Below are 17,922 nucleotides of genomic sequence, written 5' to 3'. Positions count from 1 at the left end.
GTCTCCTTCAACGGAACCTGCTTCGATGAAAACCGCTCTCCGGAATCTGACTGCCGCCTGCCTGTTCGCCGCCGCCGCGGGTGCGGCCTTTGCCGCCGCCACGCCCAGCGGTGCCCCGGTGGCGAGCGCATCGCCCGACGGTACCCATCTGCCGCCCGGCATCGCGTGGCAGCACGGCGACGTCGATGCCGCGTTCGCGCTCGCGAAGCGCACCGGCAAGCCGCTGCTGCTGTACTGGGGCGCCGTGTGGTGCCCGTCGTGCAACCAGGTGAAGTCGACGATCTTCAGCCAGCAGGCCTTCAAGACGCGCTCGTCGTTTTTCGTGCCCGTCTATCTCGACGGCGATACCGAAAGCGCGCAGAAGCTCGGCGAGCGTTTCAAGGTGCACGGCTATCCGACGATGATCCTGTTCCGCCCGGACGGCACCGAAGTGACGCGGCTCCCGGGCGAAGCCGATCTCGACCGCTACATGCAGGCGCTGTCGCTCGGGATGACGGCGGCGCACCCGGTGCGGCAGACGCTTGCCACGGCGCTGAAGAACGGCGCGTCGCTGACGCCCGACGAATGGCGCCTGCTGGCCGACTATTCGTGGGATACCGACGGCGCGCTGCCGGTGCCGGCCGATCGCGTCGCCGAGACGCTGCAGTCGCTCGCGCAGCGCGCGCGGGCGGCCGGCGCGAAGGCCGAAGCGGCGCGCTTCGCGTTGAAGTCGGCGGTGGTTGCCGCCTCGGGCGATCCGGCGCAGGCCGGTGCGCTCGACAAGGCGGCGCTCGCCGAATCGCTGCGCGGCGTGCTGCACGATCCGGCGCTGTCGCGCGCCGATTCGGACGTGCTGGTCGCGGCGCCCGCACGCGTGGTCGCATATCTCGGCGGCGGCGACGATGCGCCGCGCGCGAAGCTGCGCGGCGCGTACGACACGGCGCTCGCGCGCCTGTCGACCGACACGACGCTGTCGTCGATCGACCGGCTGATGGCATTGCACGGCCGCGTGCTGCTCGCGCGCGGCGACGCGCGCAAGGGCGCGCCGCTCGACGCGCCGGCGCTGGCCGACACCGCACGCAAGCAGATCGCCGCGTCGGTGCAGGGCGCCGCGAACGCGTACGAGCGGCAGGCGCTCGTCAGCGAAGGCGCGGACACGCTGACCGACGCGGGGCTGTACGACGAGTCGGATGCGCTGCTGAAAGCCGAGCTGCCGCGCTCGTCCACGCCGTACTACTTCATGTCCGGGCTGGCCGCGAATGCGAAGGCGCGCGGCGACAAGGCCGCCGCGCTCGACTGGTATCGCAAGGCGTACGACGCGGCGAGCGGGCCGGCGACGAAGCTGCGCTGGGGTGCCACCTACTTTGCGAATGCGGTCGAACTGGCGCCGGACGATTCGGCCCGTATCGAGGGCATTGCCGCGAACGTGCTCGCGCAGGCCGACAAGACCCGCGACGCGTTCTACGGAGCGAACCTGCGTGCGTTGACCAAGGTTGTCACGCAACTGAACCGCTGGCGCGGCAGCGGCGCACACGATGCGTCGGTCAGGTCGGTCGTGAAGCAGTTCGACGGCGTATGCGGGAAACTGCCGGCGGGCGATCCGCAGGCAACGGCATGCGCGAAGCTGATCCAGCCCGTGAAGGCGTAACGGCGCAGGGATGCATCGCCGGGCGGGCCGGACGCCGGATTACTGGCCCGACTCCGACGACGCGCCGCGATCGCTGCCGTACCCGGCGGCGTCGTGCTGGCGGGCAATCTTCGCTTCGGCGGAAACGATGCTGGCCGGGTAGAACCAGTCGCTCGACTGGAAGCCGGCCTGCTTCAGCGCCTTGACCTCGGCGCGGACCTGCGCGCGCGTCAGCGGCTGGTTCGACTGGGCTTGCGCGGCGAGCGGGGCCGAGATGGCAAGGGCAATGGCAACGGCTTGGATCAGGCGCTTCATGATCGGGACCTCCAGGATTCCGGTGAATCGCTGCACTTCGTTCGTCGAAGCGCCGCGCGACGTTGAACCCAGTGTAGGCCGGAGCACGCGTGCGAAAAATGCGATCGCGCCCAACGCAGTGTTTTGTTGCGGGTAACAATGGGTGTGCGGCGGCGCGCCGGATGGCGCGCCTGGGGGGCGGCGCAAACGCGCGGCGGTGCGGATCGACCGCGGCCGACGAGCGGAGAAATGAAATCGGACCGGATGCGATTTCCGGAAGGCGTTCCGGTTCGCAGGCGGTCCGATCCCGATACGCGGGTCAGGCGGGAGACGGCGTGCGGAACGCCGCCTCATGCCGGCACTTACACGAGCCCCGTCGCGTAGTACACGGCGATCACGAAGAACACCGCGAGCGTCTTGATGACGGTGACCGCGAAGATGTCGCGATACGACTCGCGGTGCGTGAGGCCCGTGACCGCGAGCAGCGTGATGACGGCGCCGTTGTGCGGCAGCGTGTCCATGCCGCCGCTGGCCATTGCGACGACCCGGTGCAGCACGTCCATCGGAATGTTCGCAGCCTGCGCACCCTTGATGAACAGGTCCGACATCGCGGCGAGCGCGATGCTCATGCCGCCCGACGCGGAGCCCGTGATGCCGGCGAGCGAGCTGACCGACACCGCTGCGTTGACGAGCGGGTTCGGGATGCTCTTCAGCGCATCGCTGACGACGAGGAAACCGGGCAGCGCGGCGATCACGCCACCGAAACCGTATTCCGACGCGGTGTTCATCGCGGCGAGCAGCGCGCCGCCGACGGCGGCTTTCGAGCCGGCCGCGAAGCGCTCGCTGACGCGCTTGAACGCGGTCAGCACGACCAGCACGATACCGAGCAGCAGCGCGGCCTCGACCGACCAGATCGCGACGACGGTCTTGATCGACGTCGTGACCGGCGCATGCACGCCCGGCAGCACGTCCGGCGCGACCGTGTACGACGCGGCGCCGTACCACTGCGGGATCAGCTTCGTGAACGCGAAGTTCGATACGCCGACGAGGATCAGCGGCAGGATCGCCAGCGCGGGATTCGGCAGCGACGTCGCCTCGACGCGCTCCGGCTCGTTGACCAGCGACGTGCCGTAACCCTCGCCCTTCGCCATGGCCGAACGGCGGCGCCATTCGAGATACGTGAGGCCGACGACGATGATGAACAGCGAGCCGATCGTGCCGAGCGCGGGCGCGGCCCACGCCGTCGTCTTGAAGAACGTGGTCGGGATGATGTTCTGGATCTGCGGCGTGCCGGGCAGCGAATCCATCGTGAACGAGAACGCGCCGAGCGCGATCGCGCCGGGCATCAGCCGCTTCGGAATGTTGCTCTGGCGATAGAGTTCGGCCGCGAACGGATAGACGGCGAACACCACGACGAACAGCGAGACGCCGCCATAGGTGAGCAGCGCGCACACCGCGACGATCACCGCATTCGCGCGCGAGCGGCCGATGTAGCGGATCGCCGCATGGACGATCGACTCGGAGAATCCGGACAGTTCGATCACCTTGCCGAACACGGCGCCGAGCATGAAGACCGGGAAATACAGTTTGACGAAGCCGACCATCTTCTCCATGAAGATGCCGGAGAAGACCGGTGCGACGGCGGCGGGTTCGGTCAGGAGCACCGCGCCGAGCGCGGCGATCGGCGCGAACAGGATCACGCTGTAGCCGCGATACGCAGCGAACATCAGGAACGCCAGCGCGGCGAGGACGATCACGAAAGACAAGGGAGTCTCCTAATGGCTTTGGTTGTTGTTCGATCGCGCGACGCGCCGCGGACCGGCTCAGGTTCGTGCAGGTTTCGTGCCATCGGCCGGATTGCGCCGCCGGACATGGGTCCGCCGCAGGCAGGCGGGCCCGCGCCGGCCGATGTCTGACGATTCTACAGAAAACGTCTCCATCCGGAGACGATATGGCCGTCCGGCCAGCGCGCGAATTCGCGCAGGGCATGCCCGGGCAACGCATTGCGGCGTGTCTCCGGAGTGAGATAATCCGTCTCGTTCCGGAGACATCCGGTCGAAAATACATGGAGACGAAGACACGATGATGAACGACTGGGCCCGCCTGCCCGTCAACTACGGCGACGTGCTGCGGCGTGCCGCCGAGTCGCTGTTCCGGACCTTCGAGGATTCGAGCGCGGGCACGGTGGTCGTCGATCGCGATGCGCGCGTCGTGTGGATGAACGATCGTTACGCGGCGCGCTTCGGCTTCGCCGATCCGCAGCAGGCCGTCGGCCTCGACTGCGAAGCCGTGATTCCGAACAGCCTGATGCGCGAGGTTGTATCGACCGGGCAGCCGATCCTGCTCGACATCATGGAGACGGGCCGCGAGCCGCTCGTCGTCACGCGCCTGCCGCTGAAGAACGAGGCTGGCGAGACGGTCGGCGCGATCGGCTTCGCGCTGTTCGACCAGTTGAAGACGCTCACGCCGATCTTTTCCCGCTATGCGCAGCTTCAGCAGCAGCTGATCGCGACGCAGCGTTCGCTCGCGCAGGCGCGCCGCGCGAAATACACGTTCGCGAGTTTCGTCGGCACGAGTGCCGCGAGCCTCGAAACCAAGCGGCAGGCGCGGCGGGCCGCGCAGGTCGATTCGCCGGTGCTGCTGCTCGGCGAGACGGGCACCGGCAAGGAATTGCTCGCGCATGCGATCCACGCGGCGTCGGCGCGCGCGCTCCAGCCGCTCGTGACCGTCAACGTCGCCGCGATTCCCGATACGCTGCTCGAAACCGAATTCTTCGGCGCGGCGCCCGGCGCGTATACGGGCGCCGACCGCAAGGGGCGCGTCGGCAAGTTCGAACTGGCCGATCGCGGCACGCTGTTTCTCGACGAGATCGGCGACATGCCGCTGCCGTTGCAGGGCAAGCTGCTGCGCGTGCTGCAGGACAAGGAGTTCGAGCCGGTCGGCTCGAACCGGATCGTGCGCGCGGACGTCCGGATCATCGCCGCGACGTCGGCCGACCTGCCGGCGCTCGTCGCGGCCGGGCGTTTTCGTGCCGATCTCTATTACCGGCTGAACGTGCTGACGATCCATGCGCCGCCGTTGCGCGCGCGCGCATCCGACATCGCGGCGCTCGTCTACGCGACGCTCGAGGAGCTGGCCGCGCAGCACGGGCGCGCCGCGCACTGCGAACTGACCGACGACGCGCTGCGGATGCTGTGTGCGTATCCGTGGCCCGGCAACGTGCGCGAGTTGCGCAATACACTGGAGCGCGCGTTGATGCTGTCGGATCGTGCCGTGATCGATGCGCGCGCGCTCGCGCCGTTCCTCGGGCCGGTGCGCGTCTCGACGGACGCCGCGGCGCCCGCGCAGCGGCTTGCCGCGACGCCGGTCGAGCCGCGCGCGGGCGAAGCACCCGGCGCATCCGGGGCGCCGGTCGCCTCGTATGCGGATGCGTTGGCGGCGTGGGAGCGCCAGTTCCTGACCGATGCGCTGGCGGCCTGCGACGGGAAGGTCGTCGAGGCGGCCGCGCGCATCGGGATCGGCCGCGCGACGCTTTACAAGAAGCTTGCGGCACTGGGTATCGACCGGTAGGCCGATCGGCGATGCCGAGGCGCCCGGACGTGAAGCATCGAACAGGAGATCACGATGAAGCGGATCGGCATCGCTGGGTGGCTGGCCCTGTTGCTGGCGACTTCCTCGTTCGCGCAATCCGGCGACGCCGACGCGCCCGAGGCGCGGCGCAACTGGTACAACGATCCGTTCGTCGCGCTGTCGCGGGACGTGGCCGAATGCCCGCTGCCGCTCGGCCCGTGGATGACGCGTGCCGAGATGACGGACGATGCGCATTACCGCGCGGAACGCGGCACGACCTGCTGGCTCGCGCACCGCTGCACGAAGCCGAACTCGTATATGTATGACGCGTCGATCGCCGATGCCGCGAAGGCGCACTTCGCCGGCTCGGATCGCCTGCGCGGCACGAGCCTGTGGATCACCGTGCAGCGACGTTTCATCTACGTCGAAGGATGCGCGGATACGGCGTTCGATCGCCAGGCGCTGCAACGCGAATTCGAGGCGCTGCCGGACGTCGAGCAGGTTTTCGTTCGCATCACCGACGATCCCCGCCGGAGCTTGCCGTACAAGGCGCGCGGGCAACCGGACCGCGCGCCGAATTGACGACGGAAAGGCCGCGCATGGCATACTCGCGACATTCAAAAAAAGGTTGACGGGAAGAACAATGAAACACATGCTTGCGTCGGTCTGGCGGCGGTCTCGGGCGGCCGCATTGTTGGCTCTGGTTGCGGGGCTTGGCGGGTGTGGCGGCAGCGCGCCGCTGTTCACGTCCGACGGACGCCCGACGACACAGGTGCAATGTACCGGTCGCGACTGGAGCAATTGCACGGACAATGCCCGGGCGATGTGCAACGGGGATTTCGAAGTGATCCAGCAATCGACGGATGACGCCGTGCGAAATCTTCTCTTCGCATGCAAGAAGAAAAGCGGTTATTGATCCCGACATGACCGGCTGAGGAGACCACGATCGGGCGAAGCGCTTTTCTGTTTGCTTGGAGTTACCTATTTTTCACGAATAACACTCACGGAGTCCCATCCATATGGCGACCTACAGGCAACTGTCCGCACAGCTCGAACGGCTTCAGCAAAAGATCGACAAGGAACGCGAAAAGGCGATTGCCGAAGCGATTGCCGAAATCCGCGCGAAAATCGAGGAATACGACATTACGCCGGAGGAGCTCGGTTTTCGTCCGATAGGGTCCGCCGTCGCTGCCGCCGCGAAGCCGAAGCGGTCGTTGCCGCCGAAGTACCTGAATCCGAAGACGGGCGAGACGTGGAGCGGCCGCGGGCGGGCACCGACCTGGCTCGGCAAGAACCGCGCACGTTTCCTGATCAAGGACTGACTCCCGAAAATCCTCACCTTTCGTGTGCCGACCGACGGTGCGAATGGCCATGCGGCCGTCGCACCGTTTTGTTTTTGCGCAGTCGCCGTGCGATTTTCCCTGCCGAATGGATGCGCGATGCCGCGCAATTGACGGCCTCCGTTTTGCGAATTCACCGCGATTCGGCCGTATATCGCGGCGAATTCCCGTAAACAACCGTGCAATTACGCCGCGCATGCGCATGGGCATTCGCGATTTTCGCGGTGCAGGCGTGCCGCGGATTCTCATCACCTTTCGCGTATTTGCGCACGGCGTCGTGCTGATCCCGAAGATACTCACCATGGCTCCTGTAAACCCTCACCTTTGAGGAAGCGGCTGCAGCGTCGAGCCGGGTTGTGCGCGTTGTGCGGCGATGGGCTGCCGCGTGTGTTGCAGGTCCATGATGCGAGCGTTGATGCGCGTCGAGTAGTCAGCCGTTCGGCATATAGGCAGCCGCATGCGCTTCGCCTATGCTTGGGGTTCGCGTCGATCGGCGCACGGCCTGTCCGGCCGCATGCCGATCGTGTCGTCTTTCGTCACCGCAGGGAGTCGATGTGACCGTTCGCCATCTCGATGCGTTGTTCCAGCCCAAGTCCGTTGCCGTCGTCGGCGCGTCGTCGCGCGCGGGCAGTATCGGCGCGATGGTGTGGTCGCGTGTGCTCGACGGCGCGTTTCAGGGGCCCGTGTGGCCCGTCAATCCGAAGTACCGGGAACTGGACGGGCATGCGGTCGCGTCGGACGTCGACCGGCTGCCTGCGCCGCCGTCGGTTGCCGTGATCTGCACGCCGCCCGCGACCTGGGCCGGCATCGTGCGCAAGCTCGGCGAGCTCGGTACGCGTGTCGCGGTGATCGTCGGCGAGGCGCGCACGGACGCAGATCGTGCCGCGGTCGATCGCATGCTGAAGGCGGCGAAGCCGTTCGTGCTCCGTATCGTCGGGCCCGGCAGCCTCGGCGTGTTGTCGCCCGCGCGGCACGCGCATTTCGGTGCGCCGGCCTATACGGCGCGATCGGGCGGCGTTGCGTGGGTGTCGCAATCGAACGCGCTGACGAACGCGGTGCTCGGCTGGGCCGACGCGCGCGGCCTCGGCTTTTCGCATGTCGTCGCGCTCGGCAGCGAGTCCGACGTCGATGCAGGCGACGTACTCGATTATCTGGCGAGCGATCCCGGCACGCGCGCGATCCTGCTCGAACTCGATACCGTGCGCGCGGCGCGCAAGTTCATGTCGGCCGCGCGCGCGGCCGCCCGCAACAAGCCGGTCCTCGCGTTGCGCACCGGGCGTGCCGATCCCGGCGACGCACTCTATACGGCGGCGTTCCAGCGCGCGGGCATGGTGCGTGTCGATGCGCTCGACGATCTGCTCGACGAGATCGAGACGCTCGGCGTCGGCCGCGTCACCGCGCGCGGCGCGGCGACGCTCGTCACCAGCGACGCGGGTGTCGCGAAGCTGGCGGTCGATGCGGTCGCGGAAGTACGCGTCGCGCTGGCCGACTGGCCGCCGGCGGCAACCTCGGCCGTATCGGCCGCGCTGCCGCATCTGGCCGCGCCCGGCAATCCGCTGACGCTGGGCGACGATGCACGCCCCGAGCACTTTGCCGCGGCGATCCAGGCGCTTGCGCCGTTCCCGCAAACGGGCACGCTGTTCGTCGTCCATTCGACGTCCCACAGCGCGCCGGCCGATTCGGTTGCACGCACGCTGATCGACTCGCGGCAATACGCGCATCGCGGCATCCTCGCGTGTTTCTTCGGCGCGGTCGATGCGGCGACGCGCGATGCGCTGCACGCGAACGGTATTCCGGTCCATACGACACCGCAGCGGCTCGCGCGCGCATATGCGCGTCTCGTCGACTACAACCTCGGGCGACAATTGCTGATGCAGACGCCCGAAGGCACGCCGCCGCAGCCGGCCGAATGCGTCGCGTCGGCGCAGGCGGAAGCGCGCCGGATGGTCGAAACCGGCCAGCATGAACTGGCCGGCGATGCCGCGTTGCGCTGGCTGTCCCATTTCGGCTTGCATGGCGAGCAGGCTGACGAGCCGGCGGGCAGGAAAGTCGTCGATATCACGGTCGACATGTACGACGATTCGAACTTCGGTCCGGTGTTCCGCTATGCCGTGCCGCCCGCGGACGGTGTCTCGGCGCCATTCGTCGTCTACGGCCTGCCGCCGCTGAATACCGTGCTTGCGCGTGCGGTGATGGAGCGTTCGCCGTATGCGCGCAGTACGCCCGTCGAGCCGACGCTCGACGCGGTGACGGCGTTGTCGCAGGTCGTCTGCGACGTCCGCGAAGTTGTCGCGCTGTCGGTCACGCTGCGCGTGCTGTCCGACGGCGCGCGCGTGATCGCGCCGCGCATCACGCTGGCCACGGGGCGCAGCCGGCTCGCGATCATGCCGTATCCGCGGCACCTCGAACAGACGCTCGAGTGGCGCGGCGAGACGGTGACGATCCGCCCGATCCGTCCGGAAGACGAAGCCGCGCACAACGAACTGCTCGGCGCGATGACGCCGGACGATCTGCGGATGCGTTTCTTCGGCGCGGTGCGCAGCTTCGATCATTCGCAGGTGGCGCGCATGACGCAGATCGATTACGACCGCGAGATGGCTTTCATCGTGTCGTTCACCGACGCGTCGGGGCGCGACCACACGCTCGCGGTGGTGCGCGCGGTCGCCGACCCCGACAACGAGACGGCGGAGTTCGCGATCGCGGTACGTCCCGATCAGAAGGGCAAAGGGCTCGGCAGGCTGATGATGGCCCGCATCATCGACTACGCGCGTTCGCGCGGAACCGCCTGGATGGTTGGCGAGGCACTGCGCGAGAATTCGGCGATGATCTCGCTCGCGAAGTCGTGCGGCTTCACGGTGTCGACCACGGAGGAGCCTGGCGTCGTGGGCTTCAGGATGAAGCTGCAGCCGTAGCGGTGGCCGGCTGCGTGAAGCGAGGAGGCACCGTATGCAAGTGGACGGCTCCGGCATTCACCATGTTGCGCATTCATTCACTCAGGAATGCAAAGTATGGGCATGCGCTTTCGGAAGAAGCGCCTGAATGTACCGAGCCGTTGCCAGGTCGATGCCGGCGGCGTCTGGAGGCGCTTGCCGAGCATCGCGTTGCCTGCTCCGCATGGCCTTTACGCGAGGTATTCAAGCGTTTTGCGCACCGCATGCCGACGTCGCCAATTCGGATCGACCGTAAAGGTGAGATTTTTCGGGAGCGGCCAGTGAGCGTTTCCGTGAATGTGTGGTGAGCCGATACGGGAGCGTTCGGTGAGCCTTCCCGGGGGCGACCGGTGAGCCCTTGCGGGAGCCGCCGGTGAGCCTTTCCAGGACGTCTCGGTGAGGGCTTGCGGGAGCATCCGGTGAGGATATTCGGGAGACCTTGGTGAGCGTCTTCGGGAGCCTTCGGTGAGCGTGTTCGGGAGGTGTCGGTGAGCGCCTGCGGGAGGCTGAGGTGAGACTTTTCGGGAGCGGGTGGATGCACCGCTCCCGTGAGCGCGGCGCCGGTCAATGCGGGCGCCGCGCCGGGGTTCGGGCACGCATGAACCGTGCCCGAGGCCGCATTTACGCGGCGAGTTTCGACGCCGCGTCGTTCACCTGGTCGCGCGAAATCGCGAGTTCCTCGAGGTGCGGATCGGCATAGACGGCGCCGGTTTCGCGCTCGAGGCGGGCGATCGTCAATGCACAGCGCGCGGTGTCTTTCGGCATCGCGATGAAGCGCTTGACCGATTCGCCGGACGTGAATGCGTCGAACAGCGCGCCGCGCACGTCGTCCGGAAGCGTTTTGGTCCACTGGTACGGCTTGCCGTTGAACGTGATCGACGGCGGCAGCGTGCGTTCCTTCTTGGTCGCCGTGATGAGCCCGTAGGTGCGGGCCGCGTCGCCGATCTGCTCGGGCGAGAAGAGTTCGTCGGGTGTGATGTCGAACTGCTCGATGTAGTTTTCGATCGCCTGCATTGCGGCGGCGCGATCGTCGCGCTTCTGCTGCGCGCGCGCGACGATATCGCGCAGCTCGTCCGCTTCGTCGGGCGTGATCGTGAAGCTTGCCTGCTTCTGCTGAAGTTCGGAGAAACGCTGGAATTCTTGATCGTTCAGAAGTTTGGCCATGACATCCATCGGACACGACGGCCGCGACAACCGGCCATCGTAGTTTTTGAGAGGGCCGCTATTTTAGCGTAGCGCCGCGAGCGCACGATATGGCACCGCAAATCGTGCATCGCATATCGCGCACCGCACTGGCGTCGCGCGCAACCGGGGGGGCGGCGCCGCTGCGCCGTCCCCCGGTGTGCATCGGGAAGCATCCGCGTGTCAGCAGATCTCGATGCGTCCCATCGACAGATGGGAGGCCGTGTCGCGCAACCCTTCGACGACGAGGTCGACGGACGGGGCCGCATGCGCATCGATCCGGCGCATGTACGGGCAGGTCAGCACCGCGATCGCATGGCCGGACGGCCCGAGGATCGGCGCGCTCAGGTCGGTCACGCCATAGGCCTGGCGGCTGTCCTGGCGCAGGTAGCCATCCTGCCGGATGGACTGGCACGCGTACGCGAGTTCCTGCTCGTTCAGCGGCGCCTCGCCCTTGACCTGGCGATGCTCGGCCAGCATGTGCGCGCGTTGCTCGGGGCCCTGGAACGACAGCATCACGCGTCCCGACGCCGTATCGGCGAGCCCGATGCGCGAGCCGAGCCGGACCGACACGCCCCACGGGCCGGGCCCGTCGACCTGTGCGATCACCAGCAGGTTGCCGCGATCGTAGACCGACAGGTGGCACGACTGTTCGGCCGCATCGGCGAAGCGCTGCATCGGCGGCAGGGCTTCGGCGATCAGCCGGCTCATCGGCGGATGCCGGTGCGCGAGCGCGAACAGCTTGAGGCTGAGCGTGTAGCGATCGCCGCCGGTCGAGCGCATCACGTAGCGGCGAGCGACGAGGCGTTCGAGCATCCGGTAGATCTCGCTCGCGTTGCGGCCGAGTTCCTTCGTGATTTCGGTGCGGGTGAGTCCTTCTTTCTGCTCGGACAGGAGTTCGAGAATGTCGAGCCCCTTGTCGAGCGCGGGGGCGCGATAGCGGTCGATAGCGGCCATCGATTCCCGTGCGTCGCAGCCGGGAAGCGGGTCGTTGGTTGTCTGCATTGTCGATGTGAGGTTGGGGGATTACCGTCAGTCGGTTGGCGACGCACGCTGGCCGGTTCTGCACGCGCATAGGGTGGGCCCGCGAATGGCGATGAAAGCCATCTGTTCGAGCTTAGCAATAAACATGCAGTGTGCAATGCAGCGTCTTTTTACCGATCATTACCGAACAAGAACGGATTGGCAAACGTTCTCGATGACAGGGGCACCCCGAATATCCAGTATTCATGGTCTGATGGCAGGCGATGCCGGCCAGCCCGACCGGTCGGTCGAGGGATGCGTATCCCATGCTGCGCCGCAATGTCCGCAGGCACGCCAATAGTCGGTATCCGTTGCGCGCCATTTCACGGTGCGCGGCCGATGGTACAAAGTCGGGCGGGCCAGCGACGGCGCGGCCGCGCGTGAAGCCGGCCGGCATGGTCCGGCACGCGTCGCGGGTGCCGGGCCGTCGTCGCCGATGCGCAGACCGGCGGCCGCCCGCTCGATGCGCGCCGTACTGTTCGTACGACGCCGCGATCGCTGCGCCCGCGCGACCTTCGCGCGTCGACGGCCCGCCGGGTGCGGTGTCGACGCGCGCAATCGACGATCGACAATCCGTCCGGTGCGCGGCCACGAAGGGCCGCGTCGCCGGTATCCTGTCCCATTCGACAACAGAGGTAGCACGATGAAACTGCTTCGCTATGGCCCGTCCGGCCAGGAAAAGCCCGGTATCCTCGACGCGGCCGGCCGGATTCGCGACCTGTCCGCACACGTGCCGGATCTTGCCGGCGACGTGCTGTCCGACGCGGGTCTCGCGCGGCTGCGCGCGATCGATCCGGCCACGCTGCCGCTCGTAGCCGGCGAGCCGCGCATCGGCGCGTGCGTCGGGCACGTCCGCAAGTTCATCGGCATTGGTCTGAACTATGCCGATCACGCGGCGGAAGCCGGCATGCCGGTCCCGAAGGAGCCGGTCGTGTTCGGCAAATGGACGAGTTCGATCTGCGGTCCGAACGACGGCATCGACATTCCGAAGGGTTCGGTCAAGACCGACTGGGAAGTCGAACTCGGCGTCGTGATCGGCACGACCTGCAAGGACGTCGCCGAAGCGAACGCGCTCGATTACGTCGCGGGCTATTGCGTCGTCAACGACGTGTCCGAGCGCGAATGGCAGATCGAGCGCGGTGGCCAGTGGGACAAGGGCAAAGGTTTCGACACGTTCGGCCCGATCGGCCCGTGGCTCGTCACGCGCGACGAAGTGCCCGATCCGCAGCGTCTCGACCTGTGGCTCGAAGTCGACGGCCACCGATATCAGAACGGCAACACGCGCACGATGGTGTTCACGGTCGCACAGTTGATCGCGTATCTGTCGACCTGCATGACGCTGCAGCCGGGCGACGTGATCACGACCGGCACGCCGCCGGGCGTCGGCATGGGCATCAAGCCGTCACCGGTGTTCCTGAAGGCCGGCCAGACGGTGCGCCTCGGGATCGACGGGCTCGGCGAGCAGTTGCAGCCTGCGCGCGACGCGCGGTAACCGGCGCCGGCGTGCCAACACCCGAAAGGGCCCGATTCCGCAGGATGCGGAATCGGGCCCTTCGCATTTGTCTACGGTGAATCCACGCGGCGTCACACGATGTTGTCGAGTTCGCAATGCGCTTCCAGCCGATATCCGTCGGGATCGACGACGAACGCCGCGTAATAGCCGGGACCGTAGTGTTCGCGCTTGCCCGGCCCGCCGTTGTCCTGGCCGCCGTGCGCGAGCGCGGCGCGGTAGAACGCGTCGACCTCGACCGGCGACGCGGCCTTGAACGACAGGTGCAACCCCGAGTCGGGATCGGCGACGACGGGGCGTGCCGCGTGCTGCAACCACAGCTCCGGCTCGGTCGTGCCGTACCCGATGGAACCGTCGTCGCTATACAGCCGCTTGTAGCCGAGTGCGCCGAGCGCGTGGTCGTAGAAGGTGCGGCTGCGGCCGATGTGTGCAACGCCGAACGAAAGGTGATCGATCATCTGTGGCTCCTTGTGGACTGAAAGGGGACGTCGGTGCGGCAAACCTGCTCATAACCGCCATGCAAGCCGCTTGTAGCGGAGTGTGCCGAGCGTGCTGTCGTGGAACGTGCGGCCGTTGTGGATAACGCCATACGAAAGACGATCGATCGACTGTGGCTCCGTGGACCGAGGCGGTTGTCCGTGCAGCAGACCTATTTATAACTAGCATGCCGGTTATGTTAGAAAGTGCCCGGAGGCTTGTCAACCGGCATGGTGGTTAGATACGATCGCATCATGAGCAAAACGCAACCTTCCGTCGCGACGGACTGCCTGATTCCATCGCCGCCCGAGACGCTGGGCATCGATTTCATGAACACGCTGTACTGGCGCGGCAGCGATCCGCCGACGGAAACCTTCGGCACGCTGGACGACCTGCTGGCGTGGTGCCGCGAGCACGCCGGCGTGCCGGCCGGCGTGGCGGAAGCCTGTCGTGCACGTGGGGTGGAGGAAGGCGAGCCGGCGATGCTGGCGCGTGCGCTCGCGTTGCGCGAGGCGTTGTATCGGCTCTTTCATGCGCAGGCCGAGCAGCGCGAGCCGCACGCGGACGACCTCGCGCTGCTCGACGGTTTTCTGGCGGAAGCGTCGCCGCGCGTCGCGCTGGCGCGCATCGACGGCGGTTATGCGTGGCGGGTCGGGAGCGCGGGCGCGACGCTCGCCGGGTTGCTGAGCCCGGTGCTGTGGTCGGCGATCGACCTGCTCGGCGGCGCGCGGTTCGCGAAGGTCAAGCGCTGTGCGAACGACGCGTGCCAGTGGTTGTTCATCGACGACAGCAAGAACGGCAGCCGCCGCTGGTGCTCGATGTCGTCGTGCGGCAATCGCGCCAAGGCGTACCGCCACTATCACAAGGCCGACTGACAGACCGGCCGTCCGCCGGGCTTATTTCGCCGACAGCTTCCGCCACAGCGTCGTCTTGCTGATGCCGAGCATCGCGCACGCGCGGTCGCGGTCGCCGCCGCACGCGTCGAGCACCGCGCGGATCTCGTCGGCTTCCGCGCGACGGCGGCGCGCGTGCAAGGTCTGCGCGTCGTCGGTGTCGGCCGCGTCGGGCGCCGCCGCGAACAGTTCGGGGGCGATCGTCCGCAGCGCGTCGGGATCGAGCGTGCCGCACGCGGCCGCGGGATCGTTTTCATCGGCTTCCTCGGCGAGTTCCACCGCGATCCGCTCGATCACGTTCTGCAGCTCGCGCACATTGCCGGGCCACCGGTAGCGCGCGAGCGTCGCCCCGGTCGCGTCGAGCACGCGCGCGGCGTCGCCGGCATCGCGCAGGCGTTCGGCGAGACGCGATTCGCGCCGTGCAGCCTGCACGAGCAGCGCCGCGGCGAGCGCGGGGATGTCGGCCGCGCGCTCGCGCAGCGGCGGCAGGCCGACGTTCAGGATGTTGAGCCGGTAATAGAGATCGGCGCGGAACGTGCCGGCCTCGACGGCCGCGAGCAGCGGCCGGTGCGTCGCGGCGATCACGCGCACGTCGATGCGGATCGGCTCGGTCGAGCCGAGCCGGATCACTTCGCGCTCCTGCAGCACGCGCAGCAGCCGGCTCTGCAGCGACGGCGGCATCTCGCCGATCTCGTCGAGAAACAGCGTGCCGCGATGCGCGGCCTCGAACAGGCCGGTCTTGCCGCCGCGCCGCGCGCCGGTGAACGCGCCTTCCTCGTAACCGAACAGCTCGCTCTCGAGCAGCGCTTCTGGAAACGCGCCGCAGTTGACCGCGACGAACGGGTAGCTGCGCCGCGCGGACAGCCCGTGCAGGCTCTGCGCGATCATTTCCTTGCCGGTGCCGCTTTCGCCGAGCACGAGCACGGTCGCATCGGATTTCGCGTAGCGGCGCACGAGGTCGCGCACGCGCGTCATCGGCGCCGAGGCGCCGACCACGTCGTCGAGCGCGTAGCGCGCGGCGAACTGCTGCGTGGTCGGCTGCGAACGCAACGCGCGGTCGAGCCGTTCGACCGCGCGCGATTCCTGGAACGTCAGCATGCTGCCCGACGTCACGCCGCGATCGACGAGCGGCCCGCGATGCACGACGTAGCGCACGCCGCGTACGGTGGCGAGCGCGTCGCCGTCCTCGCCGCGCAGCGTGCGCAGCTCGGGCCGCAGGTCGACGAGCGCGCGGCCGACCGCCGCCGCGGGTTCGACCCCGAGCGCCGTCGCGAGCCGCTCGTTGATCGCCTCGACGCGGCCGTGTGCGTCGAGCGCGACCACGCCGTCGCGCAGATGCTGCAGCAGCGTGTCGAGCCGCTGGCGGCGGAACGCCTCGGCGTGCGTCGCATACGCGACCTCGAGCGCCGTTTCGACAGCCTTGCGCACGGAGGCGTGCGAATACAGGAACACCGCGCCCATGCCGGCACTCGCCGCGAGATCGGTGACGAGGCCGGGGCCGACGATCGTCTCGATGCCGCGATCGTGCAGGTCGTGCACGCAGGCTTCCGCTTCCTGCGCGGACTGATATGACGCAAACTGCACGTCGAGGCCGTACGCGGCGACGAAGCGGCGCACTTCAGGCGGGGTGTCCCCGGCGCTGACGAGCGCGATCCGCGACGCGTCGCGCCGGGCGCGCGCGAGTGCCTGCATCACGTCGAAGCCGGTCGGCGATACCACCACCACCGGCACCGGCGCACGCGTTTTCAGGAAGCCGCCGTTCGAGCCGGCCGCGACGATCACGTCGGGCCGCGCGGCACCGGCCTCGGCGATCGCGCCGAGCGCATCCTCATACGCGCGCGTCACGATGCGCACGTCGGCGCGTTCGTCGAATTCGCCGGCGATCTCGCGAAACAGGTCGCGCAGGCGGCTGATGCCCATCGCCCAGATGCGCGGGCGCACCGTGCGATCGGCCGGGCCGACGGGCTTGGTCGAGGAGAGGTCCATGACGATCGATTATGCGCGTGAGATTTCATTTTTGAAACATGAAATTGCCGAATTGAAATCGGTGGACATCGTGCCGCCCGGACCGGTTGCTTAAGAATCAGGGGGTTAGCGACGTTTCGCGCGCTGGCCCGGTCCTTGCTGTTATCAGGCATTCCATCAGGAGGCCGTTCATGAGCAATACGCATCTTCAGAGCGCCGGCGCGAAATTCCGCGCGGCAGTCGCGGCGGAACAGCCGCTGCAGGTGGTCGGCGCGATCACCGCGTACGCGGCCAAGATGGCGCAGGCCGTCGGCTTCAAGGCCGTCTACCTGTCGGGCGGCGGCGTCGCCGCGAACTCGCTCGGGATCCCCGACCTCGGCATCAGCACGATGGAAGACGTGCTGATCGACGCGAACCGGATCACCAACGCGACCGACCTGCCGCTGCTGGTCGACATCGACACGGGCTGGGGCGGCGCGTTCAACATCGCGCGCACGGTCCGCTCGTTCATCAAGGCCGGCGTCGCGGCCGTGCACCTCGAGGACCAGGTCGGCCAGAAGCGCTGCGGCCACCGCCCGGGCAAGGAAGTCGTGCCGACCGAGGAAATGGTCGATCGCGTCAAGGCCGCGGTCGATGCGCGGACCGACGACCAGTTCGTGATCATGGCGCGCACGGATGCGGCCGCCGCGGAAGGGATCGACTCGGCGATCGAGCGCGCGGTCGCGTACGTCGAAGCCGGCGCGGACATGATCTTCCCGGAAGCGATGAAGTCGCTCGACGACTACCGCCGCTTCAAGGCAGCCGTGAAGGTGCCGATCCTCGCGAACCTGACCGAGTTCGGTTCGACGCCGCTGTTCACGCTCGACGAACTGCGCGAGGCGAACGTCGACATCGCGCTGTACTGCTGCGGCGCGTATCGCGCGATGAACAAGGCCGCGCTGAATTTCTACGAAACGCTGCGCCGCGACGGCACGCAGAAGGCGGCCGTGCCGACGATGCAGACGCGCGCCGAGCTGTACGACTTCCTCGGCTATCACGAATACGAACGCAAGCTCGACGAGCTGTTCGCGCAGGGCAAGAAGTAACGCGGCCCGCCCCCCGATACAGGCATCTGGAACATTGGAGAACGGAA

Annotated in this window: 15 protein-coding genes; 9 read left to right on the top strand and 6 right to left on the bottom strand. The window is 67.6% G+C overall.

Annotation, left to right across the window (positions count from 1 at the left end):
* Positions 1-25 precede the first annotated feature (25 nt).
* Positions 26-1,627, top strand: a complete 1,602-nt coding sequence (locus AC0KUR_RS12430; protein WP_059559137.1) for a thioredoxin family protein — start codon at positions 26-28, stop codon at positions 1,625-1,627.
* 39 nt (positions 1,628-1,666) lie between these two features.
* Here the strand turns inward: AC0KUR_RS12430 and AC0KUR_RS12425 are convergent, their stop codons facing one another.
* Both AC0KUR_RS12425 and AC0KUR_RS12420 read right to left on the bottom strand, forming a co-directional pair.
* Positions 1,667-1,921 (bottom strand): DUF4148 domain-containing protein, encoded by a 255-nt coding sequence (locus AC0KUR_RS12425; protein ID WP_034187851.1) that lies wholly within the window; start codon positions 1,919-1,921, stop codon positions 1,667-1,669.
* A 341-nt stretch (positions 1,922-2,262) separates the two neighbouring features.
* On the bottom strand, positions 2,263-3,666 hold the full coding sequence (locus AC0KUR_RS12420; RefSeq protein WP_034187654.1) for a GntP family permease: 1,404 nt from the start codon (positions 3,664-3,666) through the stop codon (positions 2,263-2,265).
* Positions 3,667-3,982: 316 nt separating this feature from the next.
* On the opposite strand from AC0KUR_RS12420, the gene AC0KUR_RS12415 reads away from it, so the two are divergent.
* From AC0KUR_RS12415 to AC0KUR_RS12395, 5 genes are all read left to right on the top strand, one after another.
* Positions 3,983-5,470 (top strand): sigma-54 interaction domain-containing protein, encoded by a 1,488-nt coding sequence (locus tag AC0KUR_RS12415; protein ID WP_034187655.1) that lies wholly within the window; start codon positions 3,983-3,985, stop codon positions 5,468-5,470.
* A 54-nt stretch (positions 5,471-5,524) separates the two neighbouring features.
* Positions 5,525-6,052 carry a BON domain-containing protein gene (locus tag AC0KUR_RS12410; RefSeq protein ID WP_034187656.1) on the top strand — a complete coding sequence of 176 codons (528 nt, stop codon included), beginning with the start codon at positions 5,525-5,527 and terminating at the stop codon, positions 6,050-6,052.
* Positions 6,053-6,113: 61 nt separating this feature from the next.
* Positions 6,114-6,386, top strand: coding sequence for a hypothetical protein (locus AC0KUR_RS12405; RefSeq protein WP_080287802.1), 273 nt, complete (start codon positions 6,114-6,116; stop codon positions 6,384-6,386).
* A 103-nt stretch (positions 6,387-6,489) separates the two neighbouring features.
* Entirely contained in the window at positions 6,490-6,792 is a 303-nt protein-coding gene (locus AC0KUR_RS12400; protein ID WP_034187657.1) for an H-NS histone family protein, read from the top strand.
* Between the two features lie 572 nt (positions 6,793-7,364).
* A complete protein-coding gene (locus AC0KUR_RS12395; RefSeq protein WP_124670405.1) occupies positions 7,365-9,722 on the top strand; it encodes a bifunctional acetate--CoA ligase family protein/GNAT family N-acetyltransferase in 2,358 nt (785 codons plus the stop codon).
* Between the two features lie 639 nt (positions 9,723-10,361).
* Here the strand turns inward: AC0KUR_RS12395 and AC0KUR_RS12390 are convergent.
* Entirely contained in the window at positions 10,362-10,913 is a 552-nt protein-coding gene (locus AC0KUR_RS12390; RefSeq protein WP_034187659.1) for a hypothetical protein, read from the bottom strand.
* A 192-nt stretch (positions 10,914-11,105) separates the two neighbouring features.
* Positions 11,106-11,927 carry an IclR family transcriptional regulator gene (locus AC0KUR_RS12385; RefSeq protein ID WP_034187660.1) on the bottom strand — a complete coding sequence of 274 codons (822 nt, stop codon included), beginning with the start codon at positions 11,925-11,927 and terminating at the stop codon, positions 11,106-11,108.
* Between the two features lie 661 nt (positions 11,928-12,588).
* Here AC0KUR_RS12385 and AC0KUR_RS12380 point away from each other — a divergent pair.
* Positions 12,589-13,437: an ureidoglycolate lyase gene (locus tag AC0KUR_RS12380; protein WP_034187661.1), complete on the top strand. Its 849-nt coding sequence runs from the start codon at positions 12,589-12,591 to the stop codon at positions 13,435-13,437.
* Positions 13,438-13,529: 92 nt separating this feature from the next.
* Here AC0KUR_RS12380 and AC0KUR_RS12375 read toward each other — a convergent pair whose 3' ends face one another.
* Complete coding sequence (locus AC0KUR_RS12375; protein ID WP_034187662.1) at positions 13,530-13,913, bottom strand: VOC family protein; 384 nt, start codon at positions 13,911-13,913, stop codon at positions 13,530-13,532.
* A 249-nt stretch (positions 13,914-14,162) separates the two neighbouring features.
* Between AC0KUR_RS12375 and AC0KUR_RS12370 the strand changes: the two genes are divergently transcribed.
* On the top strand, positions 14,163-14,807 hold the full coding sequence (locus AC0KUR_RS12370) for a CGNR zinc finger domain-containing protein (protein WP_124670404.1): 645 nt from the start codon (positions 14,163-14,165) through the stop codon (positions 14,805-14,807).
* Between the two features lie 21 nt (positions 14,808-14,828).
* Here AC0KUR_RS12370 and prpR read toward each other — a convergent pair whose 3' ends face one another.
* Complete coding sequence (gene prpR, locus AC0KUR_RS12365) at positions 14,829-16,811, bottom strand: propionate catabolism operon regulatory protein PrpR (RefSeq protein ID WP_473375962.1); 1,983 nt, start codon at positions 16,809-16,811, stop codon at positions 14,829-14,831.
* Positions 16,812-16,981: 170 nt separating this feature from the next.
* On the opposite strand from prpR, the gene prpB reads away from it, so the two are divergent.
* The gene (prpB, locus tag AC0KUR_RS12360; RefSeq protein ID WP_059559132.1) at positions 16,982-17,875 is read left to right on the top strand and encodes a methylisocitrate lyase; all 894 of its coding nucleotides are present in this window, start codon (positions 16,982-16,984) and stop codon (positions 17,873-17,875) included.
* Positions 17,876-17,922: the final 47 nt, after the last annotated feature.

The sequence above is a fragment of the Burkholderia sp. YHN3-13 genome (assembly GCF_055810675.1).
This window is presented reverse-complemented; position numbering and strand designations above follow the sequence as displayed.